This window comes from Serratia sp. PGPR-27 (genome assembly GCF_022678525.1).
In the GTDB taxonomy this organism is placed as follows: Bacteria; Pseudomonadota; Gammaproteobacteria; order Enterobacterales; family Enterobacteriaceae; genus Serratia; species Serratia nematodiphila.
Genome location: NZ_JALBYS010000010.1, coordinates 69652 through 94009 on the forward strand (window position 1 = coordinate 69652; position 24358 = coordinate 94009).

General features: G+C 63.6%; 28 protein-coding genes. 13 read left to right on the forward strand and 15 right to left on the reverse strand.

The genetic code is table 11. The features are described from left to right. Positions 1 to 93: 93 nt before the first annotated feature. The 4 genes from MMS95_RS07925 to MMS95_RS07940 all read left to right on the forward strand — a co-directional run bounded on the left by MMS95_RS07925 (position 94) and on the right by MMS95_RS07940 (position 2729). Positions 94 to 747 (forward strand): metalloregulator ArsR/SmtB family transcription factor, encoded by a 654-nt coding sequence (locus MMS95_RS07925; protein WP_015377129.1) that lies wholly within the window; start codon positions 94 to 96, stop codon positions 745 to 747. A 175-nt stretch (positions 748 to 922) separates the two neighbouring features. Further along, a complete protein-coding gene (locus MMS95_RS07930; RefSeq protein WP_015377128.1) occupies positions 923 to 1417 on the forward strand; it encodes a DUF2878 domain-containing protein in 495 nt (164 codons plus the stop codon). Between the two features lie 108 nt (positions 1418 to 1525). Next, positions 1526 to 2449 (forward strand): drug/metabolite exporter YedA, encoded by a 924-nt coding sequence (yedA, locus tag MMS95_RS07935; protein WP_015377127.1) that lies wholly within the window; start codon positions 1526 to 1528, stop codon positions 2447 to 2449. Positions 2450 to 2552: 103 nt separating this feature from the next. Beyond that, positions 2553 to 2729, forward strand: coding sequence for a hypothetical protein (locus MMS95_RS07940; RefSeq protein ID WP_004939348.1), 177 nt, complete (start codon positions 2553 to 2555; stop codon positions 2727 to 2729). Here the strand turns inward: MMS95_RS07940 and MMS95_RS07945 are convergent. Beyond that, positions 2717 to 3628, reverse strand: coding sequence for a LysR family transcriptional regulator (locus MMS95_RS07945; RefSeq protein ID WP_099981871.1), 912 nt, complete (start codon positions 3626 to 3628; stop codon positions 2717 to 2719). The genes MMS95_RS07940 and MMS95_RS07945 overlap by 13 nt on opposite strands. Before the next feature lie 134 nt (positions 3629 to 3762). Here MMS95_RS07945 and MMS95_RS07950 point away from each other — a divergent pair, with 134 nt between their 5' ends. After that, a complete protein-coding gene (locus tag MMS95_RS07950) occupies positions 3763 to 4482 on the forward strand; it encodes an SDR family oxidoreductase (protein WP_099981870.1) in 720 nt (239 codons plus the stop codon). Positions 4483 to 4488: 6 nt separating this feature from the next. Here MMS95_RS07950 and MMS95_RS07955 read toward each other — a convergent pair whose 3' ends face one another. The 9 genes from MMS95_RS07955 to MMS95_RS07995 all read right to left on the reverse strand — a co-directional run bounded on the left by MMS95_RS07955 (position 4489) and on the right by MMS95_RS07995 (position 12228). Beyond that, positions 4489 to 5250 (reverse strand): PhnD/SsuA/transferrin family substrate-binding protein, encoded by a 762-nt coding sequence (locus tag MMS95_RS07955; RefSeq protein ID WP_079007603.1) that lies wholly within the window; start codon positions 5248 to 5250, stop codon positions 4489 to 4491. A 28-nt stretch (positions 5251 to 5278) separates the two neighbouring features. Further along, on the reverse strand, positions 5279 to 6052 hold the full coding sequence (locus tag MMS95_RS07960; protein WP_044031664.1) for an ABC transporter permease: 774 nt from the start codon (positions 6050 to 6052) through the stop codon (positions 5279 to 5281). Next, a complete protein-coding gene (locus MMS95_RS07965; protein WP_016928556.1) occupies positions 6049 to 6984 on the reverse strand; it encodes an ABC transporter ATP-binding protein in 936 nt (311 codons plus the stop codon). The genes MMS95_RS07960 and MMS95_RS07965 overlap by 4 nt, the downstream gene beginning before the upstream one ends. Next, complete coding sequence (locus MMS95_RS07970) at positions 6981 to 8141, reverse strand: ABC transporter permease (protein ID WP_015377121.1); 1161 nt, start codon at positions 8139 to 8141, stop codon at positions 6981 to 6983. The genes MMS95_RS07965 and MMS95_RS07970 overlap by 4 nt, the downstream gene beginning before the upstream one ends. Positions 8142 to 8202: 61 nt before the next feature. Further along, the gene (locus tag MMS95_RS07975) at positions 8203 to 9132 is read right to left on the reverse strand and encodes an ABC transporter substrate-binding protein (protein ID WP_033633783.1); all 930 of its coding nucleotides are present in this window, start codon (positions 9130 to 9132) and stop codon (positions 8203 to 8205) included. A gap of 13 nt (positions 9133 to 9145) precedes the next feature. After that, a complete protein-coding gene (locus MMS95_RS07980) occupies positions 9146 to 10204 on the reverse strand; it encodes a fatty acid desaturase (RefSeq protein WP_031299703.1) in 1059 nt (352 codons plus the stop codon). An 89-nt stretch (positions 10205 to 10293) separates the two neighbouring features. Continuing rightward, the gene (locus tag MMS95_RS07985; protein ID WP_049278876.1) at positions 10294 to 10770 is read right to left on the reverse strand and encodes an OsmC family protein; all 477 of its coding nucleotides are present in this window, start codon (positions 10768 to 10770) and stop codon (positions 10294 to 10296) included. 140 nt (positions 10771 to 10910) lie between these two features. Beyond that, positions 10911 to 11273: a cell envelope integrity TolA C-terminal domain-containing protein gene (locus tag MMS95_RS07990; protein WP_021503935.1), complete on the reverse strand. Its 363-nt coding sequence runs from the start codon at positions 11271 to 11273 to the stop codon at positions 10911 to 10913. A 43-nt stretch (positions 11274 to 11316) separates the two neighbouring features. Next, positions 11317 to 12228 carry a LysR substrate-binding domain-containing protein gene (locus MMS95_RS07995; protein WP_004939387.1) on the reverse strand — a complete coding sequence of 304 codons (912 nt, stop codon included), beginning with the start codon at positions 12226 to 12228 and terminating at the stop codon, positions 11317 to 11319. A 140-nt stretch (positions 12229 to 12368) separates the two neighbouring features. On the opposite strand from MMS95_RS07995, the gene MMS95_RS08000 reads away from it, so the two are divergent. From MMS95_RS08000 to MMS95_RS08010, 3 genes are read left to right on the forward strand one after another with little or no spacing between them, the layout of a single operon-like run. Further along, on the forward strand, positions 12369 to 13013 hold the full coding sequence (locus MMS95_RS08000; RefSeq protein ID WP_004939390.1) for an isochorismatase family protein: 645 nt from the start codon (positions 12369 to 12371) through the stop codon (positions 13011 to 13013). 48 nt (positions 13014 to 13061) lie between these two features. After that, positions 13062 to 13607, forward strand: a complete 546-nt coding sequence (locus MMS95_RS08005; RefSeq protein WP_048322496.1) for an antibiotic biosynthesis monooxygenase — start codon at positions 13062 to 13064, stop codon at positions 13605 to 13607. A gap of 21 nt (positions 13608 to 13628) precedes the next feature. Beyond that, positions 13629 to 15500, forward strand: coding sequence for an amidohydrolase (locus MMS95_RS08010; protein ID WP_103085792.1), 1872 nt, complete (start codon positions 13629 to 13631; stop codon positions 15498 to 15500). A 102-nt stretch (positions 15501 to 15602) separates the two neighbouring features. Here the strand turns inward: MMS95_RS08010 and MMS95_RS08015 are convergent, their stop codons facing one another. The 3 genes from MMS95_RS08015 to MMS95_RS08025 all read right to left on the reverse strand — a co-directional run bounded on the left by MMS95_RS08015 (position 15603) and on the right by MMS95_RS08025 (position 17777). Next, complete coding sequence (locus tag MMS95_RS08015) at positions 15603 to 16733, reverse strand: Gfo/Idh/MocA family oxidoreductase (RefSeq protein ID WP_156865331.1); 1131 nt, start codon at positions 16731 to 16733, stop codon at positions 15603 to 15605. 228 nt (positions 16734 to 16961) lie between these two features. Beyond that, a complete protein-coding gene (locus MMS95_RS08020) occupies positions 16962 to 17585 on the reverse strand; it encodes a glutathione S-transferase (RefSeq protein ID WP_156865330.1) in 624 nt (207 codons plus the stop codon). Between the two features lie 9 nt (positions 17586 to 17594). After that, positions 17595 to 17777 (reverse strand): DUF1127 domain-containing protein, encoded by a 183-nt coding sequence (locus MMS95_RS08025; RefSeq protein ID WP_156865329.1) that lies wholly within the window; start codon positions 17775 to 17777, stop codon positions 17595 to 17597. 180 nt (positions 17778 to 17957) lie between these two features. On the opposite strand from MMS95_RS08025, the gene MMS95_RS08030 reads away from it, so the two are divergent. The 4 genes from MMS95_RS08030 (at position 17958) to MMS95_RS08045 (ending at position 22058) form a co-directional block, all read left to right on the forward strand. Next, positions 17958 to 19394, forward strand: a complete 1437-nt coding sequence (locus MMS95_RS08030) for a PLP-dependent aminotransferase family protein (RefSeq protein ID WP_075684835.1) — start codon at positions 17958 to 17960, stop codon at positions 19392 to 19394. An 81-nt stretch (positions 19395 to 19475) separates the two neighbouring features. After that, complete coding sequence (locus MMS95_RS08035; RefSeq protein WP_060558937.1) at positions 19476 to 20360, forward strand: oxidoreductase; 885 nt, start codon at positions 19476 to 19478, stop codon at positions 20358 to 20360. Positions 20361 to 20370: 10 nt separating this feature from the next. Further along, a complete protein-coding gene (locus MMS95_RS08040; RefSeq protein WP_197789298.1) occupies positions 20371 to 21396 on the forward strand; it encodes an AraC family transcriptional regulator in 1026 nt (341 codons plus the stop codon). After that, positions 21393 to 22058, forward strand: coding sequence for an epimerase (locus MMS95_RS08045; protein WP_048322490.1), 666 nt, complete (start codon positions 21393 to 21395; stop codon positions 22056 to 22058). The genes MMS95_RS08040 and MMS95_RS08045 overlap by 4 nt, the downstream gene beginning before the upstream one ends. A 9-nt stretch (positions 22059 to 22067) precedes the next feature. Here MMS95_RS08045 and MMS95_RS08050 read toward each other — a convergent pair whose 3' ends face one another. Next, on the reverse strand, positions 22068 to 22490 hold the full coding sequence (locus tag MMS95_RS08050) for an NUDIX hydrolase (protein ID WP_242141557.1): 423 nt from the start codon (positions 22488 to 22490) through the stop codon (positions 22068 to 22070). 106 nt (positions 22491 to 22596) lie between these two features. On the opposite strand from MMS95_RS08050, the gene sseA reads away from it, so the two are divergent. Then, positions 22597 to 23442 carry a 3-mercaptopyruvate sulfurtransferase gene (sseA, locus tag MMS95_RS08055; RefSeq protein ID WP_015377110.1) on the forward strand — a complete coding sequence of 282 codons (846 nt, stop codon included), beginning with the start codon at positions 22597 to 22599 and terminating at the stop codon, positions 23440 to 23442. On the opposite strand, the gene MMS95_RS08060 is transcribed toward sseA, so the two are convergent. After that, the gene (locus MMS95_RS08060) at positions 23439 to 24308 is read right to left on the reverse strand and encodes a LysR substrate-binding domain-containing protein (RefSeq protein ID WP_015377109.1); all 870 of its coding nucleotides are present in this window, start codon (positions 24306 to 24308) and stop codon (positions 23439 to 23441) included. The genes sseA and MMS95_RS08060 overlap by 4 nt on opposite strands. Positions 24309 to 24358: the final 50 nt, after the last annotated feature.

A 24358-nucleotide genomic window follows, 5' to 3' on the forward strand; every position in this document is an offset into this window, starting at 1 on the left:
CTGTTTTCAGAGGAATGGCATTGAGTTGGTCATAAGATTGCGTTAAATTTAACAAGAGTTATCTTGGAATAAGTTAGGGCGAGGCGGAGAAATATGTCAAGAATAAACTTGGAAAATAGCGGCAGCACCGCACAATCGGTCAGTGACCGCTTGCTGACGTTATTGAAAACCCGCGGCCCGCAGCTAGCTTCTGACGCAGGAAAAGTGCTCGGCACCACCGGTGAGGCGGCACGCCAGCAGTTCGTCAAGCTGGCGAAAGAGGGGTTGGTCGAAGCGGTGGCGGAAACGCGCGGCGTGGGCCGCCCGGTGCAGCTGTGGCATTTGACCTCTGCCGGGAACGCGCGCTTTCCCGATACCCATGCGGATCTGACGGTGCAGCTGCTGCGCACCGTGCGCGACAAGTTGGGCGAACAAGCGATCGACGTGCTGATCGAGACCCGCGAGCAGGAAAACCGCATCAACTACAAGCAGGCGATGATCGGCGCCACCGAGCTGCGCGAACGCGTGGCGCGCCTGACCGAGATCCGCTGCCGCGAAGGGTATATGGCCGAATGGCGCCAGGAGGAGGACGGTTCCTATCTGCTGGTGGAAAACCACTGCCCGATCTGCGCCGCCGCCACCGTCTGCCAGGGCTTCTGCCGGGCGGAATTAAGCATCTTCACCGAAGTGCTGCAGGCGCAGGTGGAGCGCGCCGAACACATTCTGGCCGGCTCGCGCCGCTGCGCCTACCGGATTTCCCGCCTGTAACACCGGTTTTTGCCCACGTTTTCAACCGGTACAGATTATTCTGCTTGTGCACCCCGCACCTTCCCTTCTAAGGTTGAACTAACGAACATTCAGGCAAACAGCGGGCCTCGCGCCCGCTCTGGCAAATCCGTCGGCGCTTAGCGCAGCGGCAGAGTAACCCCACGGGAGTTGAACGATGAAGAAGCCGCATGCCGGATTCTGGCTGGCGACGCTGGGACTGGGCGTTTGCTGGCTGCTGGCGCTGCTGACTCGCGATCGGCTCAACGGCATACTGCTGGCCGGCGCGGCGCTGGCGCTGATCTTTACCCCTGCCGCCCGCCGCAAAGGCGCGGCCCTGGCCGCCCTCGGCGGTATCGGCATGGATGGGCTCTGGAGCTACAGCGGCGTGCTGCACTACAGCGGGCAACACGGCCTGCCGCTCTGGACCATCGCGCTGTGGATCGGCTTCGGTTGCTGGTGGTATTGGTTGCTTGACGTGGTCAGAGCGGCCCCCTGGCCGCTGGCGGTGTTGGGCGCCGCCGTCGGCCCCTTCGCCTACGCCGTGTCCTGGAAGCTGGACGCCTTGTTGCCCGGCGTGCCGCCCGAGTTCATGCTGCTGCTGCTGGCCGTCGGCTGGTCGATTTACCTGCCGGCCGTCAGCTGGCTGCAGTGGAAACAGCAAGGCCATTGAACGGCTTTCAGCAGCCGGAAAAATAATGCCGAAGGCCATTGCTTATCGGTTGCCCGATCGGGTTTACTGAGCGTTCTAATAATAATCATTCCCGCAAAATACAATCCTATGCTTAGCCAACAAAGCCGTAGCGTCCTGCCGTTGATCGGGGCGTTGTTCACGTTATATATCGTTTGGGGTTCCACCTATTTCGTCATTCGCCTCGGCGTCGCGCAGTGGCCGCCGCTGATGATGGCCGGCATTCGCTTTCTGACAGCCGGTATCGTGCTGTTCAGTTTCCTGGCCTGGCGCGGCCACGCGCTGCCGACGCTGAAGCAGTGGCTGGCCGCCGGCGCCATCGGCATTCTGCTGCTGGCGGTGGGCAACGGCCTGGTGACGGTGGCGGAACACCAACATGTGCCATCCGGCATCGCCGCGGTGATGGTGGCGACGGTGCCGCTGTTCACCCTCTGCTTCAGCCTGTTGTGGGGCATGCGCAACACCAAGCTGGAATGGGCCGGCATTGCGCTCGGGTTGGTGGGCATCGTGCTGCTCAACACCGGCAACAACCTGGTGGGCAACCCGACCGGCGCGCTGCTGATTTTGCTGGCTTCGGCCAGCTGGGCCTTTGGGTCGGTGTTGGGATCGCGCATCTCGCTGCCGGCCGGGCCGATGGCCGGCGCGGCGGAGATGCTGGTCGCCGGCGTGGTGTTATTGGCAGCCAGCCAGCTGAGCGGCGAGCGCCTCACTCAGATGCCGAGCACCGGCGGCTTTCTGGCGCTGGGCTATCTGATCGTCTTCGGTTCGATGCTGGCGATCAGCGCCTATATGTTCTTGTTGAAGAATGTGCGCCCGGCGGTCGCCACCAGTTACGCCTACGTCAATCCGGTGGTGGCGGTGCTGCTCGGCATCGGTTTTGCCGGCGAATCGCTGGCGCCGCGCGAGTGGCTGGCGCTGGTGATCATCGTGGCGGCGGTGGTGCTGGTGACGCTGGGAAAATACCTGTTCGCCCGCCCGGCCAACGTGCAGGCCATCGACTGCGAACGGCGATGATCACAAAGGGCGGTCTGCGGGCCGCCGTTAAAAACGATTCTTGTTTCACCCGGCGAAGGGGCTATAATTCCCGCTGTTCCAAGCAACCTGCGAAATTATTCCTATGCTGAAAAAAGCGTTCGTCATCGTCATCGCCCTGTGCGCCTTCGGTTCTCTGGGCGGCGTATTCCTCGCCGGGCTGAACATCTACACCCGTTCCACCACCCCGCACGAAGAAAGCGCGCCTGCCGGGGATACCGCCGCTACGCCGGCGCAAACCGAAACTCTTCAGGCCAAGTGATCGTCCATCCAGCGCTGGCAGCGCTGCTGTAAAAAGCGCTGCAGTTGCCTGACGCGCTCCGACACCTGCGAACGATGCGGGCAGACCAAACTGATCGGCACCGCGTCGCTGCGCCATTCCGGCAACAGCTGCATCAACCGCCCGGCGCGAATATCCGCCGCCACGTCGATCGCCGACTTGCGCACCACGCCGTGCCCGGCCAGCGCCCATCGCCGCGCGACCTCACCGTCATCGGTAAAATAGCTGCCGTTCAGCGGCAGCTCGACCAGCTCCTCACCGCGCCACAGCCGCCATTCCACCTGCCGTTTGCCGCTGGGCTGATACACCAGAATGCTGTGCCGAACCAGATCGGCCGGCGTTTGCGGCGCGCCATGCCGCCGCAGATAATCCGGGCTGGCGCAGATCAGCCGCCGATGCTGCGGCAGGATCGGCAGCGCCACCAGCGAAGAGTCGGCCAGCGGCCCGAAGCGCAACGCCACATCCACCGGTTCGCGGAACAGATCCGCCTGTCGATCGTTGATCAGAAGCTGCAGCTGAATGTGGGGATGCTGCAGGCGGAACTCATCCAGCCAGCCGAGCAGCAGATTGCGGCCAAAATCCGACGGCGCGGAAATCTGCAGCACCCCGGACAGCCCCTGATGCTTCTCGCGGATCGCCTGCTCTCCTTCGGCCAACGCCCCCAGCGCCAGGCGCGCGCTGTCGAGATAGCGCGCCCCCTCCTCCGTCAGCCTCAGGCTGCGGGTGGAGCGCACCAGCAGCCGCGCGCCCAACTGCTGCTCCAGCCTTTTCACCGCAATGCTGGCCGCCGCCGGCGTGATATCCAGCGCGCGCGCCGCGGCGGAAAAACTGCCGCCGTCCACCGTGCGGACAAACACCTCGAGATCGACAAATGAGGTCATCTGCTCCCTCTCTTTTTAGCCCAATCAATTATTAATATTAATTTACAAGTGTTTGCTATTAGGCGGGCTTTTTTCCTCATTTTCAATCAGGAAAGATAGATCCCGTTGAAACTTACCTAAAAAGAGGCCTTAACATGACGATTCCTGACTCCCCCCTGAAACGACAAAAGCTGGTGATCCTGGGCGGCACCAGCGGCATTGGCGCCGCGGTGGCCTACGCGGCGGCGGCGCGCGGCGCTGAAGTGGTGCTGGCTTCGCGTCGTCTCCCTCACGCCGGGGAGAAGAACGACGCGCTGCGCCTGATGCAGGCCGATCTGACCGATGACGCGTCGCTGCGCGCGCTGTTCGCCGCCGTCGGCGCTTTCGACCATTTGGTGATCACCGCCGGGCCGTTGGTGGACGCGAAGCCGCTGGCGGAGACCGCCCTTGAACAGGCTCAGGCCGACTTCAACGTCAAATTCTGGGGAAGTTTGCGCGCGGTGCAGGCGGCGCTGCCGACGCTGGCGCCGCAGGGCTCGATCACCCTGACCTCCGGCCAGCTGTCGCGCAAATACCTCAACGGTCAGTTGGTCAAAACCGCCATCAACGCCGCGCTGGAAGCGGTCGGCAAACAGCTGGCGAAGGAGCTGGCGCCGCGGCGGGTGAACGTGATCAGCCCCGGTATCACCGCCACCGAAGCCTACGACGGCATGAGCGCCGCACAGCGTCAGGCGCTGTTCGAACGGGTTGGCGTCAGCCTGCCGGTCGGCAGGGTCGGGCAGGCGGCCGACGTCGCGGCGGGGTATCTGCTGGCGATGGAGAATGGCTTCGTCACCGGCAGCGTGATCGACATCGACGGCGGCGGCCTGCTGTAACGGCGGCTAGAGCGCCGTCACGCCCTGCGCGGCGGCCTGCTGTTCCAGCACGGTGATAATCTGGTAGGCCGAACGCGGCACCAGGCTGAAATCGCCGATCAGCAGGCGGTCGCTGACCGCCTCATCCAGCATCGCTCGGGCGCCGGCGCGCAGGATTTCCACCTGTTCCGGCGGCGTGCCGGCTGCGGTGATCAACGGCAGGCCCGGCACCGCCGCCGTGCGGCCGATGATTTTTAGCCCCTCCAGCGCCTGCGGTTGCGCGCGGCGCAGCAGTTCCATGCTGATGGAGTCGATGGCGGCGATATCCGCCTGCCCGCTGCGGATCAGCTGCAGCGACTGATAATGCGCGCCGGAGGCGATAGCCGCACCGAAGAATTTCCCGTCCTGCGCCAGCGGCGCGATCAGCGCGCGCAGGCCGTTGTAGCCGGACTGGGAATCGGTGCTGTTATACGCCGCCGTTCGGCCGCGAAAATCCGCCAGCCGCTCGCCGGGGTCGTCCGCACGCACCACCAGCCAGCTGCGGTAATTCGGCCCGTCGCACCCTTCCACCCGATAATGATAGGTGCCGATCAACTGTACCTGCGGCAGACTGCTGACCAACGGATAACCGCAGGTTTGGCTGAGCAAGAGATCCTCGCGTCGCCAGTGCTGCGCCAGATCGTCCGGCCAGCTAAGCCGTTCCGGCACCGCCGGCAACCCCAGCCGCAGCAGCTTGTCGCGCAACACCTGCCAGAAGGATTCGGCCTGCTCCCGGCCAACGCCGTACATCGGTAGAGACACCTGCATCATTTCCCCCTTACCCCGCAGAAGTGGGCGCCAGCGTCTGCTGACGCCAGGCGGTGAGATAACGCACCCAACGTTCGAACAGCATATCGGTGATAATAGCCAACAACGCCACAACCGCCGCGCCCTGGATCACATAGGCGGTGTTAAACCCGCTCAGGCCGATAATGATCGGCGAGCCGAGCGTCTTGGTGCCGACGGTGGAAGCGATGGCCGCCGTGCCGATGTTGATGATCACCGAGGTGCGGATCCCGGCGACGATCACCGGCGCCGCCAGCGGCAGTTCAACCCGCCACAGAATTTGCCAGGCGCTCATCCCCACGCCGCGGGCGATCTCGCGCGTGGCGGGCGGCACCGATTCAATGCCCGCCAGCGTGCCCTGCAGGATCGGCAGCAGGCCGTACAATACCAGCGCAATGATCGCCGGCTGTTCGCTGAAGCCCATCACCGGCACCGCTACCGCCAACACCGCCACCGGCGGGAAGGTCTGCCCCACCGCCACCACCGTTTCCACCAGCGAACGAAACTCCCGGCCGCTGCGTCGGGTCACGGCCACGCCTGCCGCCACGCCGAGAGCCACCGCGATCAGGCTGGAGATCGCCACCAGCGACAGGTGCGCCCCCACCAGCGCGATAAAGCTGTCCTGCTGATAAATGGGCCGCTCCAGATCGGGGAACCAGGCGGCGAACAGGCCGCGCAGATGATCCATGCCGAACACCAGCGCCAACAGCAGCGCCAGCGTCCAGGGCAAAGGATCGCGCAGCAGGCGCCCGATGCGCCCGCTCATGACAGCGCCTGCCCGGCGATCAGATCGTTGAAGTGCAACACCCCCAACGCTTCGCCCCGTTCATCCACCACCGGCAGACAGTCGCTGCCGCGCGCCACAAACACCGACAGCGCCTCGCGCAGGCTCATGGCGGCGGCGATCGGCTCGCCCCCGGCGACACCGGGCCGCACCCGCTCCGCCACCGTCCCCAGCGACAGCAGCTTGATGCCGCGATCGCTGCGCCCGAAGAAATCACGCACGAAATCGTTGGCCGGGGCGGTCAACAGCGTCAGCGGCGTGCCCTGCTGCACCACCCGCCCCTGATCGAGCAGCACCAGACGATCCGCCAGGCCCAGCGCTTCGTCGATGTCGTGCGTCACCAGCACGATAGTGCGGCCGGAGAGCTGATGGATGCGCGCGATCTCCGCCTGCAGCGCCGCGCGGGTGACCGGATCCAGCGCGCCGAACGGTTCGTCCATCAGCAACACCTCGGGATCGGCAGCCAGTGCGCGCGCCACCCCCACCCGCTGCTGCTGCCCGCCGGACAGTTGGTGCGGATAGCGGCGGCGAAACAGATCCGGCTCCAGATGCAGCAGCTCCAACAGTTCGGTCACCCGATCGCGAATGCGCGCGCGCGGCCATTTCAGCAGCTGCGGCACGGTGGCGATGTTCTCCTCCACCGTCCAGTGCGGAAACAGGCCGATCGATTGGATCGCATAGCCCATGCGCCGCCGCAGATCCTGCGGTTTGAACGACTGGATCTCTTCGCCGGCAAAGAGAATCTTGCCCCGATCGTGTTCGATCAGGCGATTGATCATTTTTAACGTCGTGGACTTACCGGAACCCGAGGTGCCGATCAACACGGTGAATTCGCCCTCGGCGATGTGCAGCGTGAGATCGTCCACCGCCGGCTTGCCCTGAAAAATTTTGCTGACTTGCTCAAAGTGAATCATCGGCGCGATACGTCCAGGATTGAAACCCAAAATTTAAACAGCGAATCGACGATGACCGCCATCATGACCACCGGGATCACCCCCAGCAAAACCAGATCCAGCGCGCTGCTGAGCAGCCCCTGAAATACGATGGCGCCAAAACCGCCGGCGCCGATCAGCGCCGCCACCACCGCCATGCCGACGGTCTGCACCGCCAGAATGCGCACGCCGGTCAGGAACAGCGGCAGCGCCAACGGCAGCTGCACGCGCAGGAAGATCTGCCCGCGCGTCAACCCCATGCCGGTGGCGGACTCAATCACGCCGGCCGGCACGCTTTGCAGCCCCGCCACCACGCTGCGCACCAGCGGCAACAGCGCGTACAGCACCAGCGCCACGATCGCCGGCGCCATGCCGATACCGCTGACGCCGTGTTCCGCCAGCCAGGGCACCGCCACCGCCAACCCCGCCAGCGGCGCGATCAGCAGGCCGAACAGCGCGATCGACGGTACGGTCTGGATAATGTTCAACACGGAGAAGATCGGCCGCTGCCAGCGCTCGGAACGAAAGCACAGCACCCCGAGCGGCACACCGATCGCCAGCGCCGGCGCCATCGTCGCCAGCAGAATGGTCAGGTGCTGCAGCAGCGCGGCGTCAAACACCTCCTGCCGATTATGATACTCCTTCAGCAGCGACAGCTGATCGAGCTGATGGCCGAACAGCAGCAGCGCCGGCGGCACCAGCACCAGCGCGTTGCCGAGCATCCGCCGCAGGTGCGACGCGGTGAGACGCGCCATGGCGTCGGCGGCGATCAGCAGGCTCAGCGCCATCGTCAACCAGCAGCCGCTGCCCCAGGAAGTGCGTGCCAGGCGCGATCCCTCCTGCGCCAGACGCCCGGCGGCCTGCCCGCTGATCCAGAACGCCAGCGTCAGCACCCCGCAGGCGGCCAACGCCGCCAGCAGCGCCCGCCCCCGCGTCGGCGGCAACAGGCTGAGGATCGCCAATGCCGCCAGCGGCAACAGCAGCCACAGCGCCGGGCCGTGCAGCAGGGAGAACAAGGAGAGGCTTTTGCCCGACAACAGGCGATTGGGGGCATAACTGAGGAACGGCAGGCCGAACGCGGCCAGCAGCAACAGCATGAACAGCGTCAACAAGACGCGATGTTTTACGGCGATAGTCAAAGAAACGCTCCGGCTCCCTCGGTTTACCCCCTCTCCCGACGGCAAAGGGGGCACCTCGGCATTATCCCTTAACAAACCCTTTCTCTTTCAGGTAAGCGGCCGCCACCTGTTTGGCGTCCTGGCCTTCCACAGCGATCTGCGCGTTGAGTTTTTGCAGCGTCGGCCCGTCCAGCGAGGCGAACACCGGCTTCAGCAGCTCAGGCAGATTGGCGTGCGCCTTCAGCGCCGCTTCACGCACGATCGGCGCCGGCGCGTAGATCGGCTGTACGCCTTTCGGGTCCGCCAGCGTCTGCAGCCCCAGCGCCGCCACCGGGCCATCGGTGCCGTAGGCCATCGCCGCGTTGACGCCGGAGGTCTGCTCCGCCGCCGCCTTGATGGTCACCGCCGTATCGCCGCCGGCCAGGGACAGCAGCTGATCCTGATTCAGTTTGAAGCCGTAGGCATTCTGGAACGCCGGCAGCGCATCCGGCCGCTCGATAAATTCCGCCGAGGCCGCCAGCTTGAACTTGCCGCCGCCGTTGATCCACTTGCCGAGATCCGCCAACGTTTTGAGATGGTTGGCGTCCGCCACGTCCTGACGAATGGCGATGGTCCAGGTGTTGTTGGCCGGCGCCGCATCGAGCCAGACGATTTTGTTTTTGTCGTAGTCGAGCCGCTTCACCTTCTCGAAGCCGGCCTGGGCGTTCTTCCACGCCGGATCTTTCTCATCGGAGAAGAAAAACGCGCCGTTGCCGGTGTATTCCGGGTAGATGTCGATCTCGCCGGAAGTGATGGCGCCGCGCAGCACCTTGGTGGTGCCGAGCTGCAGCTTGTTGGTGGTTTTGATGCCGTTGGCTTCCAGCACCTGCACGATGATGTTGCCGAGCAGCGAACCTTCGGTATCGATCTTGGAGCCGACGCGCACCGAGTCGGCCGCCTGTGCCAGACCGCCGACGGCCAGCAGAGCCAGCGCGACGGCAAAGGAACGTCCGCGTGATAAGGTGATTGCCATACTTTTCCTCTGGTTATATGTTTTCCGGCTCATGGGCCAGTTCGGTTGGAAAATCCTGAGAAACGCGCTTCCAGCGCGCAATAAGTTTTTTCTTCGGCAGGACATCGCGTTCCTCCCGCCGTTCGCCGGCGCTCAGCGGATGCACGCCGACGTCGATCGGCGTCAGTGCGTAATCGCGCAGCCACTCGCCATAACCCTGCGCGACGAATCCCTGGCTGCGGCGCTGATACGCCTCGCGTTCCGCCAGGTAGACTTCGCGCAGGCCATACCAGGGCAGGCCGGGCAAATCGTGATGCACTAAATGGTAGTTCAGATTGAGAAACAGCAGCCGCCACGGCCAGCCCGCCTCATTAATAATAGAACGTGCCTGCGGTGCGTCCACGGCGCGATGCTCAAAAAACGATCTTACCTTGGTCAGCGCCAGCGCCGGGTAGCTGATGGCCAACAGGTAAAACGCCGCGCCGATGCCCTGCATCTGCAGCCAGTGCAGCAGCGCCGCCAACAGCGACAGATGCGCCAGCCACATCGCCCAGGCGCGCAGATCGCCCGCTGCAAGCGTCTTCACTGCGCCGAACAGCGTGGTGACGATATCCAGCGCCGGGCCGAGGAGCACCCGGCCGATCAGCGTATTGCGCACCGCGGCCAACAGCGGCAGCAGGCGGGGATAACGCCGCCACTGCGCGGCGCTGAAGTAGTAACTTTCGGGATCTTCATGCGGATCGGTCAGGTGGTCGTTGCGGTGGTGGCGCAGATGCGAATCCCGATACAGCCCATAGGGATACCACACCGCCAGCGGCAACAGGCCGAACAGCTGATTGACGCGCGGCCAGCGCGTCGGATGGCCGTGGATCAGCTCGTGTTGCAGCGACATATACCCGGTGGTCAGCAGGATCAGCAGCGGCGCGCCAAGCCACGGGCCCAGCGCCTGCCAATAATGCGCCACGCCGAACCAGCCGCCGTACACTGCCGCCATGATCCCCCAGGTGGGCAACTCCAGCCGCCAGTGCCAGCGCCGATGAAGCCGCCGGATGCGGTCGCGTTGTTCAGGGTGCAAATAGTGGGCGTGGGACATGCTGCGGCTCGCGGTTGGGGATTTTCCCCCAGTATCGGTGAGCCGCAGTGACGTTCAAAATAACGAAAATGGCAAAGCTAAGTGAAAATTCAGCGGGTTGCGTACTCGGTCTGCGGTTCGCACGCCACCGGGAAATTCACCGAGTTGGCGATAAAGCACAGGTGATGCGCCTGCTCGTGCAGCTGTTGCGCCAGCTGCAGATCGTCGCCGTCGCGCACCGTGACCTGCGGCCGCAGCGTCACCGAGGTAAAAAAGCCACCGCGCGCCGCATCTTCGCGCATCACCCCGACGGCGTTGTCCTGATAGGCCAGTACGGAAATGCCCGAGGTAGCGCATAAATGCAGATACCATAATTTGTGACAGGCGCTGAGCGAAGCCACCAGCAAATCCTCCGGATTCCAGCGCGTCGCGTCGCCGCGAAAGGCCGGATCGGCTGAACCGGCGATGTCTGCCTTGCCCACCGCGCCGATCAGATGATCGCGCCCATAGGCGCGGTAATCCTCGGTGCCTGCCCCCAGATTCCCTTGCCAGGTGATCGCCACCTGATAATGATGCTCGCCTTTCATGCCTTTTTCTCCCGTTGGCCGGCCAATGAAAAATCATCTTAATGCATGCCCGGAAAACACTATTGGCGGAAAAGCGTGAATACGCAAACGGCGAGACGAGAAAAAACGGGCCGCGCAAGCGGCCCGTCGCTCACATGTTTTCAGGGAACGAAATCGAGCACCACGGCGTTGAACAATGCGTATTCAGTGGCGCTGGCCATCGGCGGAAACTGCGCGCGCTGCACCGCAGCGCTCGCCGCTGCGCACAGGGGCGCATCGCCTCTTACGATCTTGCTGCTCGCCAGCTTGCCGTCCGGCTGCAAACGGATAGCGAGGGTGCAACGCTGACCGTGCGCATGTTCCGGCAAGCGCAGCTCGCGGCTCACCGCGTTATGCACCCGCTCCGGGTAACTGAGCTGCGTTGCGGCCAATGCCGGGGCCTGCGGCAACGGTATGCCGGCCTCACGCCCGGCGCCGCAGCCGCTCAGCAGCAACAACGCCAACAGGCTTAGTGTCTTTTTCATTCCCGATGTCCTTATTGGGGGATTTATCCTTATCGGGCGGCCCTCACTGCGCCGCCGGGTAGGCCTCGCCGTCGTCCGCGTAGCGCTGCAGCCGTTCGCGCCACCATTTGGCCGCCAGGCCGCTGGCGCTTTCCCGCCAACCAAAATAGGCGATGTCGCTGCAGCGTTCCGATTCAACGCGTTTCGCCACCAGTTCGCCGCTGTTCAGGTAAGGTTCCGCCAAAGAACGCGGCAGATAGCCGCAGCCCAGCCCGGCCAGCTGCGCCTGCAGCTTGGCGTCGAAACCGAAGACCGTCAGCGTATCCTGCTCTTCCAGCAGATTCAGGCTCTGCGGCGCGTTGACGCGCGAAGTGTCGCGCACCACCACCGCCCGGTGCTGACGGATTTCGTCCTTCGGCAACGGTTCCGGCAATGCCGCCAGCGGATGCTGCGGCGCGACGGCGAACACGTAATCCAGCTGCCCCAGCCTGCTGAACGCATAGCCTACCCGTGACGGCGGCTCGCAGATGGCGCCGATGATAATGTCGGCGCAACCGTAGACCAGCGACTCCCAGGAGCCGGCCAGCACTTCGTGGCTGAAACGCAGCCGGGTATGGTGATGCTGCCGATAGAACTCGTCGATCAGCGGCAACAGGCGGGCAAACGGGAAAGAGGCGTCAATCCCGAGCGTGATTTCGCTTTCCCAGCCGTTTTCGACATAGCGCGCCTGCTGCTCCAGATCCTGCGCCGCCCGCAGCAGCACCCGCCCCTTTTCCAGCATCAGCTTGCCGGTATCGGTGAACTTCGCCCGATGCCCGGAGCGATCGAGCAGGGTGATGTCGAGATCGTTCTCCAGCTTTTGCACCATATAGCTCAGTGCCGAAGGGGTTTTAAACAGTGCGGCGGCCGCGGCGGCGAAAGATCCGTGCCGGTCCAGCGCATCCAAAATCAGCAGCGCTTCCAGGTTTAATCTCATGTTTTCTCCCGTGTATAAAAAAACTCAACAAGTCGGCAAAAATTCTGCGGTATCTTTGAAATCGCCCTCTGCCTACCATGGGTTTTATCGGCGTTACACTCATCAGATGTTCAACCGAAATATCACTGGGAAGGTAAATTATGTCCAAGTTTCAACTGCTTGATAAAGACAACTCCGCACTGATTTTTATCGATCATCAACCGCAAATGGCCTTCGGCGTGGCTAATATTGATCGTCAGCAACTGAAAAACAACGTTGTTGGTTTGGCGAAGGCAGGCAAGATTTTCAACGTTCCCACCCTTTTCACCTCGGTCGAAACCGAAAGCTTCAGCGGCTATATCTGGCCGGAACTGCTGGCGGTACACCCTGAAATCACCCCGATTGAACGCACCTCGATGAACTCCTGGGAAGACGCGGCCTTCGTTAAAGCCGTGGAAGCCACCGGCCGTAAAAAGCTGGTGATCTCCGCGCTGTGGACCGAGGTGTGCCTGACCTTCCCGGCGCTGATGGCGCTGGAAGCCGGCTATGAAGTGTATGTGGTGACCGACACCTCCGGCGGCACCTCCGTCGATGCGCACGAACGTTCGATCGACCGCATGGTGCAGGCCGGCGCCGTACCGGTGACCTGGCAGCAGGTGCTGCTGGAGTACCAACGCGACTGGGCGCGCAAAGATACCTACGACGCGGTGATGGCGCTGGTGCGCGAACACAGCGGCGCGTACGGCATGGGCGTCGACTACGCTTACACCATGGTGCACCACGCACCGGCCCGCACGGTGAAATAATTCCCCTTGCCCCGGCCTCGCGCCGGGGTATTTTCAGGAGTCGGTTTTATGGCCCATCCGCAGCATGTCACGCTGGTGATCACCCACCGTTTGGCGCCGGGGAACGAACAGGCCTATGAGGCCTGGCTGAACCGCATCATGCCCGACGCCGCGGGCTTCACCGGCCATTTAGGCGTCAACGTGATTCGCCCTTCCGGCGACGAACAGGCCTATACGGTGCTGGTCCGCTTCGACAATCTCGACAATCTCTACCGCTGGCTCAACTCGCCGCAGCGCAAGCAATACATCGAAGAAGTCACTCCGCTGTTACTGGAGAACGACCATATCGAGATCCGCCCCGGCGCAGAGTTCTGGTTTACCCCGCCCAACCCCAGCGTGCGCCAGCCGCCCCAGTGGAAGCAATTCATCATCACCCTGCTGGTGATCTTTCCATCCACCAATCTGGTGCCCTGGTTTTGGGGGCTGGCGCTGCCGCAGCTGGACGGCACGCTGCTCGGCCATTTTCTCAATGACGCCACCGTGGTCGCCCTGGTGGTGTACCTGTGGATGCCTATCGTGACTCGCGTTTTTCATCAATGGCTGACCCGCCGCTAGGCGGTTCGCCGGGAGAATGTTATGAACCACCACGCTTCATTGATCATCACCAACGGCAAGTTTCACACCGTTGACCGCCAACACCCCACCGCGCAAGCGGTCGCCATCCGCGACGGCAAGTTTCTGGCGGTCGGCAGCGAAAGCGAAGTCATGCAGCACGCCGGGCCGGAAACCCAGGTGATCGATCTGCACGGCCACACCGCCATTCCGGGCCTGAACGACTCGCACCTGCACCTGATCCGCGGCGGCCTGAACTATAACCTGGAGCTGCGCTGGGAAGGCGTGCCCTCGCTGGCCGACGCGCTGCGCATGTTGAAAGAACAGGCGCTGCGCACCCCGAGCCCGCAATGGGTGCGGGTGGTCGGCGGCTGGACCGAATTCCAGTTCGCCGAGCGCCGCATGCCGACGCTGGACGAAATCAACCAGGCGGCGCCGGACACGCCGGTATTTATTCTGCATCTCTACGATCGCGCGCTGCTTAACCGTGCGGCGTTGAAGGTGGTCGGATACACCAAAGACACGCCGAACCCGCCGGGCGGCGAGATCCAGCGCGACGCCAACGGCAACCCGACCGGCATGCTGATCGCCAAACCCAACGCCATGATCCTGTACGCCACGCTGGCGAAAGGGCCGAAGCTGCCGCTGGAGCAGCAGGTCAACTCCACCCGCCAGTTTATGCGTGAGCTGAACCGCCTCGGTCTCACCAGCGCCATCGACGCCGGCGGCGGCTTCCAGAACTACCCGGAGGATTATCAGGTGATCGCCGAGCTGCACGAGAAAAAGCAGCTGACCATCCGCATCGCCTATAACCTGTTCACCCAGCGGCCTAAACAGGAGCTGGAAGACTTCGAGCTGTGGACCGATATGCTCAAACCGGGCCAGGGCACCGACTTCTATCGCCACAACGGCGCCGGCGAGATGCTGGTGTTTTCCGCCGCCGACTTCGAAGACTTCCTGCAGCCGCGCCCGGATCTGCCGCCGGGCACCGAAGACGAACTGGAGCGAGTGGTTCGCCATCTGGTCGAGCACCGCTGGCCGTTCCGCCTGCACGCCACCTATGACGAATCCATCAGCCGCATGCTGGACGTGTTCGAGAAGGTGAACCGCGATATTCCGTTCAACGGCCTGCACTGGCTGTTCGACCACGCCGAAACCATTACCGAGCGCAATATCGAGCGCGTCAAGGCGCTGGGCGGCGGCATTGCAGTCCAGCACCGCATGGCGTTCCAGGGGGAGTATTTCGCCGACCGTTACGGCATCGAAGCCGCCAAACATACGCCGCCGGTGGCGAAAATGCTGGCGGCCGAGCTGCCGGTCGGGCTGGGCACCGACGCCACCCGCGTCGCCAGCTACAACCCGTGGACGGCGCTGTACTGGCTGGTCTCCGGCCGCACCGTCGGCGGCATGGCGATGTACGACGACAGCGCGCGGCTGGATCGCGAAACGGCGCTGATGCTGTGGACGCAGGGCAGCGCCTGGTTCTCCACCGAGCAGGGCAAGAAAGGCCAGATCAAGGTCGGCCAGTTGGCGGATTTGGCGGTGCTGTCGCAGGACTACTTCAGCGTGCCGGAAGAGCAGATCAAAGGCATCGAGTCGGTGATGACGGTGGTGGACGGCAAAGTGGTCTACGCCGCCGGCAGCTTCTCGTCGCTGGCGCCGCCACCGCTGCCGGTGCTGCCGGAGTGGTCGCCGGTCACCCAGGTGCCGGGCCATTACCGCTCAGCACCACCGTCGGCGGCAGCCCGCGTCGGGGTAGTGAGCCAGGCGCATCAATGCTGCGGCCCGTGCGGCGTGCACGCACACCAGCATGACATCGCGCGCCGCTCCAGCATCCCGGTGTCGGACGAGAATGCCTTCTGGGGCGCGTTCGGCTGTTCGTGTTTCTCGTTCTAAGTTATCAAGCCAATAACTTATTATAAAGTTAACTTAATAAGCTATTAAGCTGGCAACATAATAAATTAATGGCGCTGTCCACGGGAGAGCGCCATTTCATTTTCAATCGCGGTTGATCTCCAGCCAGCGCCGCTGTTCGGCGGAGGCGGCTATCGCGTCCAGCACGCACGACACCTTCCAGCCCTCTTCAAAGTCCGGCCACATGCGATCGCCCGCGGCGATGCCGTTGACCAGATCGCGGATCTCCACCGTCTTCTGATCGTTAAAACCAATGCCGTGCCCGGCGCTGATGCAAAACGCCGCATAGTCCGGGTGCTTCGGCCCCACCAGCAGCGTCTTGAACCCCTGCCGCTCCGCCGGTTCATCGTGCCGATACAGCTTCAGCTCCGCCATCCGTTCCTGGGTATAACTCAGCGTGCCTTTGGTGCCGGTAACCACATAGGTCAACCCCATCTTGCGCCCGCAGGCAATGCGCGACGTTTCGATAGTGCCCATCGCGCCGCCGGCGAAACGCAGCAACGCACTGGCCTGATCTTCGTTTTCCACCGGGTGCAGGCGCGTCGGGTCCTGCGGATCCGGGCGCTGTTTGATCACGGTCTGCATATCGCCGGAAACCGCCACGATATCGCCCACCAGGTAGTGCGCCATATTGACGATGTGCGCCGCCAGATCCCCGAGCGCGCCTAATCCGGCGCTGGCGCGGCGGCAGTGCCAGTCGATCGGCGTGCGCGGATCGGCCAGATAATCCTCATTGTGGGTGCCGTAAAAATGCACCACCTCGCCGATTTCGCCGTTGGCGATAATTTCGCGCGCCAGTTGGCTGGTGGGGTTTTTCATGTAGTTAAAACCGACCAGCGTTTTCACCCCCTTGGCGCACGCGGCCTGCACCATCTCCGCCGCGTCGGCGGCGTCCAGCGCCAGCGGCTTTTCCGAATACACGTGCTTGCCGTGGCGGATCGCCGCCAGCGCCATCTCTTTATGCAAAAAGTTGGGGGCGCAGATGTCCACCACATCGATCGCCGGATCGGCCACCAGCTGCCGCCAGTCGCCGGTCGAGCGCGCAAAGCCGAATTCGGCGGCGCGCTGCGCCGCCAGCTCGGGCGTCACTTCCGCCAGCATCTCCAGCACCAGGTCCCCTTTCAGAGGAAAGACCGTGGCAGCCTGCGCATAGGCGATAGCGTGACAACGCCCGATATAACCGGTGCCGATTAACCCAACGCGTACCTGTTTCATCATTTTCTCCCGTGACCAAAACTCTGCGTAGAACCAGGCGTCGCTCAATGAAACGCGCCGGTTGATAACGGGTTTATATGGAATATAAATTTCAATAACAAGCACACAGGAAAATAAAGTTCATATTCGTGATGCCGTTCATGAAACGTTGACGGGATGATGTAATGAGGAAAGTCCGGACACGGCGGGGCGTATCCGGACAAGATAAAATGAACCGTTTATTTCATATCACGGTAAACCGTTAGCACCGTGCTGCACGTAGCCAGGGCGTTGCAACAGACGCTGCTGATAGGCCGCCAGCGTCGCATAATGCGGCCGCTCGAACGGCGTCATCAGCCAGCGGTTCAGCGACAGCCCCAGCACCACGTCCGCCAGCGTGAAGGCGGCGCCGGCGGCATAAGGGCCGTGCTGCGCCAGATGTGCGTCCAACAAGCCCATCAGCCGGTTCCATTCGCGCTCGGCGGCTGCCAGGCTGGCGGCATCCTGATAATCCGCATGCCCACGCACCCGCGACATAAACACGTAGCGCCAGGCGCCGTTCAGATCGGTGGCCTGCCAGTCCATCCACATCTCCACCGCCGCGCGCGCGCCGGGTGCCTGCGGCAGCAGATCTTGCCGCCCTTCCCGCCCCGCCAGATAGCGGCAAATGGTATTCGACTCCCACAGCACCCGCTCGCCGTCGATCAGCACCGGCACCAGGCCGTTGGGATTCAGCGCCAAAAACGCCGGCTCCTGCGTGGAGCGATAACCGCTGCCCCAGTCCTCCCGTTCCAGCGTCAGCCCCAACTCCTGACAGGTCCATAACACCTTGCGCACGTTGATCGATGAGGCTTTACCCAATAATTTCAGCATTGACTTTCCTTATTCTCTCCAGAACGGTTTATACCCTTCCTTCCAGGCCTCCGCCCGTGTCAGGCCGATATCCGCCAGCTGCCTGTCGTTCAGCAGCAGTAACTCTCTGCGCGTTCTGCGACGCAACAAATACCAACGCCAGCGTGACCAGCCTACCCGTCGCCACATCGTCATGCCATCAAACAGAGCCATCTTATTATCCCCCCTGATGTTTTCGCCTGGTAGTGATGATGCGCGCCAGGCAAAAAACAATACAGATTCACGCTGGCGCTATTTTTTTCATACAGCTGCGCCAAAAAACCCGCTGAATGGTTTATTTTGAACGTATCTGTACCGGTTTTTTAATCCTGACCACCGATGAGAGGCCTCTGTATGACACGCTACGCCACGCTGGCCGCCATTCTCAGCCAACGCATTCAGCAAGGGTTGTATCCGGCCGGCCATCGCCTGCCTTCGGTGCGCGCGTTGAGCCAGGAGCACGGCGTCAGCATCAGCACGGTGCAGCAAGCCTACCGGTTGCTCGAGGAACAGCGCCTGGTGGAAGCGCGGCCGAAGTCGGGCTACTTCGTGCATACGCGGCGCGCGCAGGCCGAGCTGCCCGCCATGACGGCGCCGGTGCAGCGGCCGGTGGACATTTCGCAATGGGAGCAGGTGCTGGAACTGGTGCGCAGCCGGCCGCGCGAAGGCCTAATCCAGCTGGGGCGCGGCATGCCGGATATCGCCGAACCGACGATGAAACCGCTGATCGTCGCCCTGCGCAACGCCGCCCGCCACGGCGACCTACGCAGCCTGTATTACGACAGCATTCAGGGCGTGGCCGCGCTGCGCGAACAGGTCGCCCGTCTGCTGCTGGACTCCGGCTGCCAAATCGGCCCCGATCAGCTGCTGATCACCACCGGTTGTCAGGAAGCAATCTCCGCCGGGCTGCGCGCCGTTTGCCAACCCGGCGACATCGTGGCGGTCGATTCGCCCTGCTTCCACGGCACCATGCAGACGCTGAAGGGGCTGGGCATCAAGGCGCTGGAAATCCCCACCGATCCGCTCACCGGCGTCAGCCTGGCGGCGCTGGAGATGGCGCTGGAACAGTGGCCGGTCAAGGCCATCCTGCTGACGCCCAACTGCAATAATCCGCTGGGCTACATCATGCCCGACGCCCACAAACAGCGGCTGCTGACGCTGGCGCAGCGCCACGACGCGGCGATCATCGAAGACGATGTCTACGGCGACATCGCCTACCACTACCCGCGGCCGCGCACCATCAAGTCATTCGACGACGACGGCCGCGTGCTGCTGTGCAGCTCGTTTTCCAAAACGCTGGCGCCGGGGCTGCGCGTGGGCTGGATCGCGCCCGGCCGCTACCTGGAACGGGTGCTGCACATGAAGTTCATCGGCTCCGGCGCCACCGCTACCCAGCCGCAGCTGGCGATCGCCGAATTTATCCGCGGCGGGCATTACCTGCAGCACCTGCGGCGCATGCGCGCACGCTACCAGCAGAACCGCGACCGCATGACCGATCTTATCCTGAAACACTTTCCGGCCGGCACCCGCGTCAGCCGGCCGCGCGGCGGTTTTATGCTGTGGATCGAACTGGACGAAGCGTTCGACACCCTGCGGCTGAACCGCCATCTTGAACAGCAAGGCGTACAAATCGCCGTCGGCAGCATCTTTTCCGCCGCCGGCAAGTACCGCAACTGCCTGCGCATCAACTATGCGCCGACGCTGACGACAGAGATCGAGATGGCAGTGCAGAAGGTCGGCGCCACCATCCAGCGGCTGATGCCGGCCGACAGTTTGGCGCAATCGGATTAAATCTTGACGCGATCGGATTATCGCTGCGCTGCCCGGCGCTCTAAAGTGGCATCACACCCACTCGCAATCAGGAAGGTCATGATGTCTCAGTCACAAGTATGGTTAATCACCGGCAGTTCCCGCGGCCTGGGCCAACAGCTGGCGCAGGCGGTGTTGGCCGCCGGGCACCGTCTGGTCGCCACCGCCCGTCAGCCGCAACAGCTGCAGCCGCTGGTGGAACGCTACGGCGATCGGGTCGCCACAGTCGCGCTCGACGTCACCGACGCCGCCGCCGCCGAACGCGCGGTGCGCACGGCGATTGAACGCTTCGGTCGGCTGGACGTGCTGGTCAACAACGCCGGCTACGGCAATATCGCGCCGGTGGAGGAAGCCGATGAAGCCGATTTTCGCGCGCAGCTCGAAACCAACTTCTTCGGCGTGTTCAACGTCACCCGCGCGGCGCTGCCGATATTACGCCGGCAGGGCAGCGGCCACATCATCCAGATCGCCACCATCGGCGCTCGCCTCGGCATTGCCGGCCTCAGCGCCTACCATACCGCCAAGTGGGCGGTCGAAGGGTTTTCCGAATCATTGGCCAAAGAGATGGCCCCCTTCGGCGTCAAGGTGACGATGGTCGAACCCGGCGGCTTCCGCACCGACTGGGCCGGTTCTTCAATGACCATTGCGCCGATCGGCGAAGCCTATCAGCCGACGCTGGGGCCGATGCTGGCCTTCCTGCAGCAGCATAACGGCAGCCAAACCGGCGATCCGGCCAAGGCGGCGCAGGCGATCCTGCAGTTGGCGGCGCTGGAAGCCCCTCCGCTACGCCTGCTGCTCGGCAGCGACGCGGTGCATATGGCGGCGCAGGTGTTGGCAGAACGCCAGGCGGAGGACGCCGCGTTTCGCGCCCTCAGTCTCAGCACCGACCACGACGACAGCTCGCCGGATCACGCCGCGATGGCGGCGGTGGTGACGGGAAAATCCTAAGGAGCCCGCATTGAGCAGCGATCAAATTCCGGTTTCCGGCGCGCTGGCGGTACACCTGGCGGCGCAGGGCGTCGATATTGAGCAGCTCGGCCGATTGGCCGGGTTGCCCGCCGGGCTGTTCGGCGAACGGCGCGACAAGATTAAACTCACTACGCAACAGTTCTTCTCTCTTTGGCGCAGTCTGCCGCAGTTGAACGACGATCCCGCCTTCGGTCTGCGTCTGGGCGGCGAGGCGGCGCCGGAACACTATGACATTGCCTTGATCGCCGCGCTGCATTCCGCCACGCTGGGCGAAGCATTGCAAAAGGTGGCGCGCTATAAACGGCTGGTTTGCCCGGAAGAGCTGATGCTGGTGGAAGACGGCGACAGCATGCGCCTGCACACCCGCTGGACCATGAGCGAGGGCCACGCGCCGGCGCTGCTGATCGACGCCATGTTCGCCGCCATCACGGCCCTGTGTCGGCGCGGCACCGGCTTGCCCCTGCAGCCGCAGGCGATCGAATTGACCCGGCGAGCGGACGCCGCCTCGCCGCTGGCGCGCTATTTCGGCTGCCCGGTGACATTCAACGCCCCGCTGGACGTGCTGGTGTTCGATCGCGCGTTGATGCGTCAACCCTTCGTCACCTACAACCAGGCCATGCTGGCGGTGCTGCTGCCGGGGCTGGAGGCGGAGCTGGCCAAATCTCAGTCGGCGCACGATCTGCCCACGCAGGTGATGGCGATCCTCAGCCGCAGCATGCGCGGCCAGCGCCCCAGCGTCAACAGCGTGGCCGCTGAACTCTATCTCAGCCCGCGCACGCTGCAGCGCCGCTTGCAACAGCACGGCTACAGCTACCAGCAATTGTTGGACAAAACCCGCCACCGCACCGCCTGCCGGCTGTTGGCGGAAACCGACCTTGAACCGGGCGAAATCGCCTTTGTGCTGGGATTCGAAGAGCTGAATTCGTTCAGCCGCGCCTTTATTCAGTGGGAAACGCTGACGCCCAGCCGCTGGCGCACGCAGCGCGCCGCCGGCCAGTGGGAGAACAGAGCATGAAAGTGATTATTTTCGGCGCCAGCGGCATGGTGGGCCAGGGCGCGCTGCGAGAATGCCTGCGCGATCCGCGCGTCAGCGAAGTGCTCAGCATCGGCCGAAGCCCGTTGGCCCAGAGCCACGCCAAACTGCGCCAGCTTTCTGTGCCCGATCTGCGTGATCTGTCGGCGCTGGAGCCGCAGCTCGCCGGCTACGACGCCTGCTTCTTCTGCCTGGGGATTTCGTCCTCCGGCCTGAGTGAAGCTGAATATCGCGCGGTGACTTACGATCTGACGCTGGCCGCCGCCCGCCCGTTGGCGACGCTGAATCCGTCGATGGTCTTCGTCTACGTCTCCGGCCTCGGCACCGACAGCAGCGAACGCGGCCGCAGCATGTGGGCCAGGGTCAAGGGCGCCACCGAAAACGCGCTGCTGGCGCTGCCGTTCCACGCGGTGATGTTCCGTCCCGGCGCCATTGTGCCGCTGCACGGCATTCGCTCCAAAACCCGCCTCTACGATCTGGCCTATCGGCTGTTCAAGCCGCTGTGGCTCGGCGCATTGCGGCTGTTTCCCGCCCGGGTAAGCAGCACCGAACGAATCGGGCGGGCGATGCTGGCGGTGGCGCGACGGGAAAGCGCGCTGCGCATCATCGAACCGGCGCAGATCAACCGGCTGGCGGCATCCTGAACAACGGGGTTAACCGCCCCGCCGCCAATACTCCGCCACCCGGCGGCGCAGGTGTTCGATACCCTGCGGATGGTGAATAAACTGCTCCACCGGCATCATCCGCCAACGCTGCCCCTCGTCGCCGAAACGTATGGCGGCGATCTGCGCCGGAGTGATCATCCCGGCCATGAACCAGGTCGGCGGATAGCCGGGCAAAATGCCGTCGTAGCGCCGCCGCCAGACAACCTGACGTTCGGCGATCGCCACGCCGAACTCTTCCTGCGTCTCCCGCTGCACGCACTGCAGCGGCGTTTCGCCGTTCTCCCGCCCGCCGCCGGGCAGATCCCACAGGCCGGGCCACGGAATGCCCGGTTTATCGTCCCGTTGGTAAACCAGCAGGAAACCATCGCACAGCAGCGCGATCTTGGCCCCGCCAAACGCCTCGTCCGTCATGATTTTTCCGCTCCCTGCCCATTGCCTTTGACTGAACATCATACTTCATCCCCGCGCGGCCTGGTGTATAGTGAAAATCCGTTTTCACAACAGGCGAACAATAACGATGAACTCTCCGTTTCTGGTGACCCCTCAATGGCTTGCGCAACATATCAACGATGAAAATCTGGTGGTGATCGACGTCCGGATGTCGCCGGTGGGGCTAACGCCGAAAAAGGACATGCTTGCCGAGTTCGAACGCGGCCATATCCCCGGCGCGGTCTATTTCGACATCGACGAAGTGGCGGACAAAAACACCGCGCTGCCGCACATGCTGCCGACGGCGGCGGAGTTTGGCGCGGCGGTGGGCAAACTGGGCATCAGCGAGCGCGATACCCTGGTAATTTACGATGAGGGTAACCAGTTCTCCGCGCCGCGCGGCTGGTGGACCTTCCGCAATTTCGGCGCCCAGCATGTTTACGTACTGGACGAAGGGCTGAACGGCTGGACAGCGCAGGGCCAGGCGCTGGCCACCGGCCCGGCGCAGCCTGAACCGCAGGCGTTCAACGCCCGGTTCAACGCCGACGCGGTGGTGGATATGCGGCAAGTGGAACAGGCGTTAGGCACGCCGGTGCAAATTCTCGACGCGCGCGCCGCGCCGCGCTTTTATGCCGAAGCGCCGGAGCCGCGCCCCGGCCTGCACCGCGGCCACATTCCCGGCAGCATCAACATTCCGTACGGCGAGCTGCTGGAAAACGGCCGCTTCAAATCGCTGGAGGCGCTGCGCCAAACCTTCAGCGACAAGGGCGTGGATATCAACGGCCCGATCATCACCAGCTGCGGCTCCGGCGTGACGGCGGCGGTGCTGGCGTTCGGCCTGCTGTCGCTCGGCGCCCCGCAGGTCAAACTGTATGACGGCGCCTGGAGCGAATGGGGCCAGCTGAGCGGCAAACAGCCCATCGCCAAAGATTAGGTTTCGATCCGCTCGACCACGATCTGCGCCAGCCGCTGCACGGCCGCCGAGGGCTGATCCTCGGCGCGGTGCAGCACCACGCCGAGCTGGCCGAGAACGGGCAGCAGTTCGGGCGCCAACGGTGACAGGCCGGGCGGCAAACCCGCCGCCGTGCGCACCGTGACGCCCAACCCGGCGCTCACCGCCGCCCAAACGCCGTTCAGGCTGCGGCTGGTAAAGGCGATGCGCCAGGGAATGCCGGCGCGATCCAGCGCCTGCGTCGCCGCGCTGCGCATCAGACAGGGTGCGTCGAACATCACCAACGGCAACGGCTCATCCCCTTCTCGCCACGGCGCCAGCGCGAAGCCTGGCGACGCAATCCAGTGCAACTGCCGCTGCCCCAGCGCCTGATGAAACGGCGTGCTCAGACCGCCATCCCACGCCAGCGACAGATCCAGCTGGCCTTTCAGCACCCAGTCGATCAGCTCGGCATTGCGGGCGATGCGCGCCTCGATGCGCACCTTCGGATTGGCACGCGCAAAGCTGCCCAACACCTGCGGCAGAAACGTCTCGCCGAAATCCTCCTGCAGCCCCAGCCGCACCGTGCCCTGCAGATCCAACCCGCGCACCGCGGCGGCGGCTTCGTCATTAAGCTCCAGCAGGCGGCGCGCGTAACCGAGCAGGGTTTCCCCCGCCTCGGTCATCACCATGCCGCGTCCGGCCTTGCGCAGGATCGGCGCGCCGACCTGCTGCTCCAGCTTTTTCAGGTGAGCGCTGACCGCCGACGTCGAACGCCCCAGCCGTTCCGCCGCCTTGGCGAAGCTGCCCAGCTCGACGCCGGTGACGAAGCTGCGCAAATCCTCGAGATCGAACGTGATTCGCCCCATGCTGACCATCCTGATTTTCTGAACCATCAATCAAAATAATACCGATTTTA

Coding starts and splice junctions, on each gene's coding strand:
- MMS95_RS07925 (WP_015377129.1), top strand. CDS start 94: ATGTCAAGAATAAACTTGGAAAATAGCGGCAGCACCGCACAATCGGTC.
- MMS95_RS07930 (WP_015377128.1), top strand. CDS start 923: ATGAAGAAGCCGCATGCCGGATTCTGGCTGGCGACGCTGGGACTGGGC.
- yedA (WP_015377127.1), top strand. CDS start 1,526: ATGCTTAGCCAACAAAGCCGTAGCGTCCTGCCGTTGATCGGGGCGTTG.
- MMS95_RS07940 (WP_004939348.1), top strand. CDS start 2,553: ATGCTGAAAAAAGCGTTCGTCATCGTCATCGCCCTGTGCGCCTTCGGT.
- MMS95_RS07945 (WP_099981871.1), bottom strand. CDS start 3,628: ATGACCTCATTTGTCGATCTCGAGGTGTTTGTCCGCACGGTGGACGGC.
- MMS95_RS07950 (WP_099981870.1), top strand. CDS start 3,763: ATGACGATTCCTGACTCCCCCCTGAAACGACAAAAGCTGGTGATCCTG.
- MMS95_RS07955 (WP_079007603.1), bottom strand. CDS start 5,250: ATGTACGGCGTTGGCCGGGAGCAGGCCGAATCCTTCTGGCAGGTGTTG.
- MMS95_RS07960 (WP_044031664.1), bottom strand. CDS start 6,052: ATGAGCGGGCGCATCGGGCGCCTGCTGCGCGATCCTTTGCCCTGGACG.
- MMS95_RS07965 (WP_016928556.1), bottom strand. CDS start 6,984: ATGATTCACTTTGAGCAAGTCAGCAAAATTTTTCAGGGCAAGCCGGCG.
- MMS95_RS07975 (WP_033633783.1), bottom strand. CDS start 9,132: ATGGCAATCACCTTATCACGCGGACGTTCCTTTGCCGTCGCGCTGGCT.
- MMS95_RS07980 (WP_031299703.1), bottom strand. CDS start 10,204: ATGTCCCACGCCCACTATTTGCACCCTGAACAACGCGACCGCATCCGG.
- MMS95_RS07985 (WP_049278876.1), bottom strand. CDS start 10,770: ATGAAAGGCGAGCATCATTATCAGGTGGCGATCACCTGGCAAGGGAAT.
- MMS95_RS07990 (WP_021503935.1), bottom strand. CDS start 11,273: ATGAAAAAGACACTAAGCCTGTTGGCGTTGTTGCTGCTGAGCGGCTGC.
- MMS95_RS07995 (WP_004939387.1), bottom strand. CDS start 12,228: ATGAGATTAAACCTGGAAGCGCTGCTGATTTTGGATGCGCTGGACCGG.
- MMS95_RS08000 (WP_004939390.1), top strand. CDS start 12,369: ATGTCCAAGTTTCAACTGCTTGATAAAGACAACTCCGCACTGATTTTT.
- MMS95_RS08005 (WP_048322496.1), top strand. CDS start 13,062: ATGGCCCATCCGCAGCATGTCACGCTGGTGATCACCCACCGTTTGGCG.
- MMS95_RS08010 (WP_103085792.1), top strand. CDS start 13,629: ATGAACCACCACGCTTCATTGATCATCACCAACGGCAAGTTTCACACC.
- MMS95_RS08015 (WP_156865331.1), bottom strand. CDS start 16,733: ATGAAACAGGTACGCGTTGGGTTAATCGGCACCGGTTATATCGGGCGT.
- MMS95_RS08020 (WP_156865330.1), bottom strand. CDS start 17,585: ATGCTGAAATTATTGGGTAAAGCCTCATCGATCAACGTGCGCAAGGTG.
- MMS95_RS08025 (WP_156865329.1), bottom strand. CDS start 17,777: ATGGCTCTGTTTGATGGCATGACGATGTGGCGACGGGTAGGCTGGTCA.
- MMS95_RS08030 (WP_075684835.1), top strand. CDS start 17,958: ATGACACGCTACGCCACGCTGGCCGCCATTCTCAGCCAACGCATTCAG.
- MMS95_RS08035 (WP_060558937.1), top strand. CDS start 19,476: ATGTCTCAGTCACAAGTATGGTTAATCACCGGCAGTTCCCGCGGCCTG.
- MMS95_RS08045 (WP_048322490.1), top strand. CDS start 21,393: ATGAAAGTGATTATTTTCGGCGCCAGCGGCATGGTGGGCCAGGGCGCG.
- MMS95_RS08050 (WP_242141557.1), bottom strand. CDS start 22,490: ATGACGGACGAGGCGTTTGGCGGGGCCAAGATCGCGCTGCTGTGCGAT.
- sseA (WP_015377110.1), top strand. CDS start 22,597: ATGAACTCTCCGTTTCTGGTGACCCCTCAATGGCTTGCGCAACATATC.
- MMS95_RS08060 (WP_015377109.1), bottom strand. CDS start 24,308: ATGGGGCGAATCACGTTCGATCTCGAGGATTTGCGCAGCTTCGTCACC.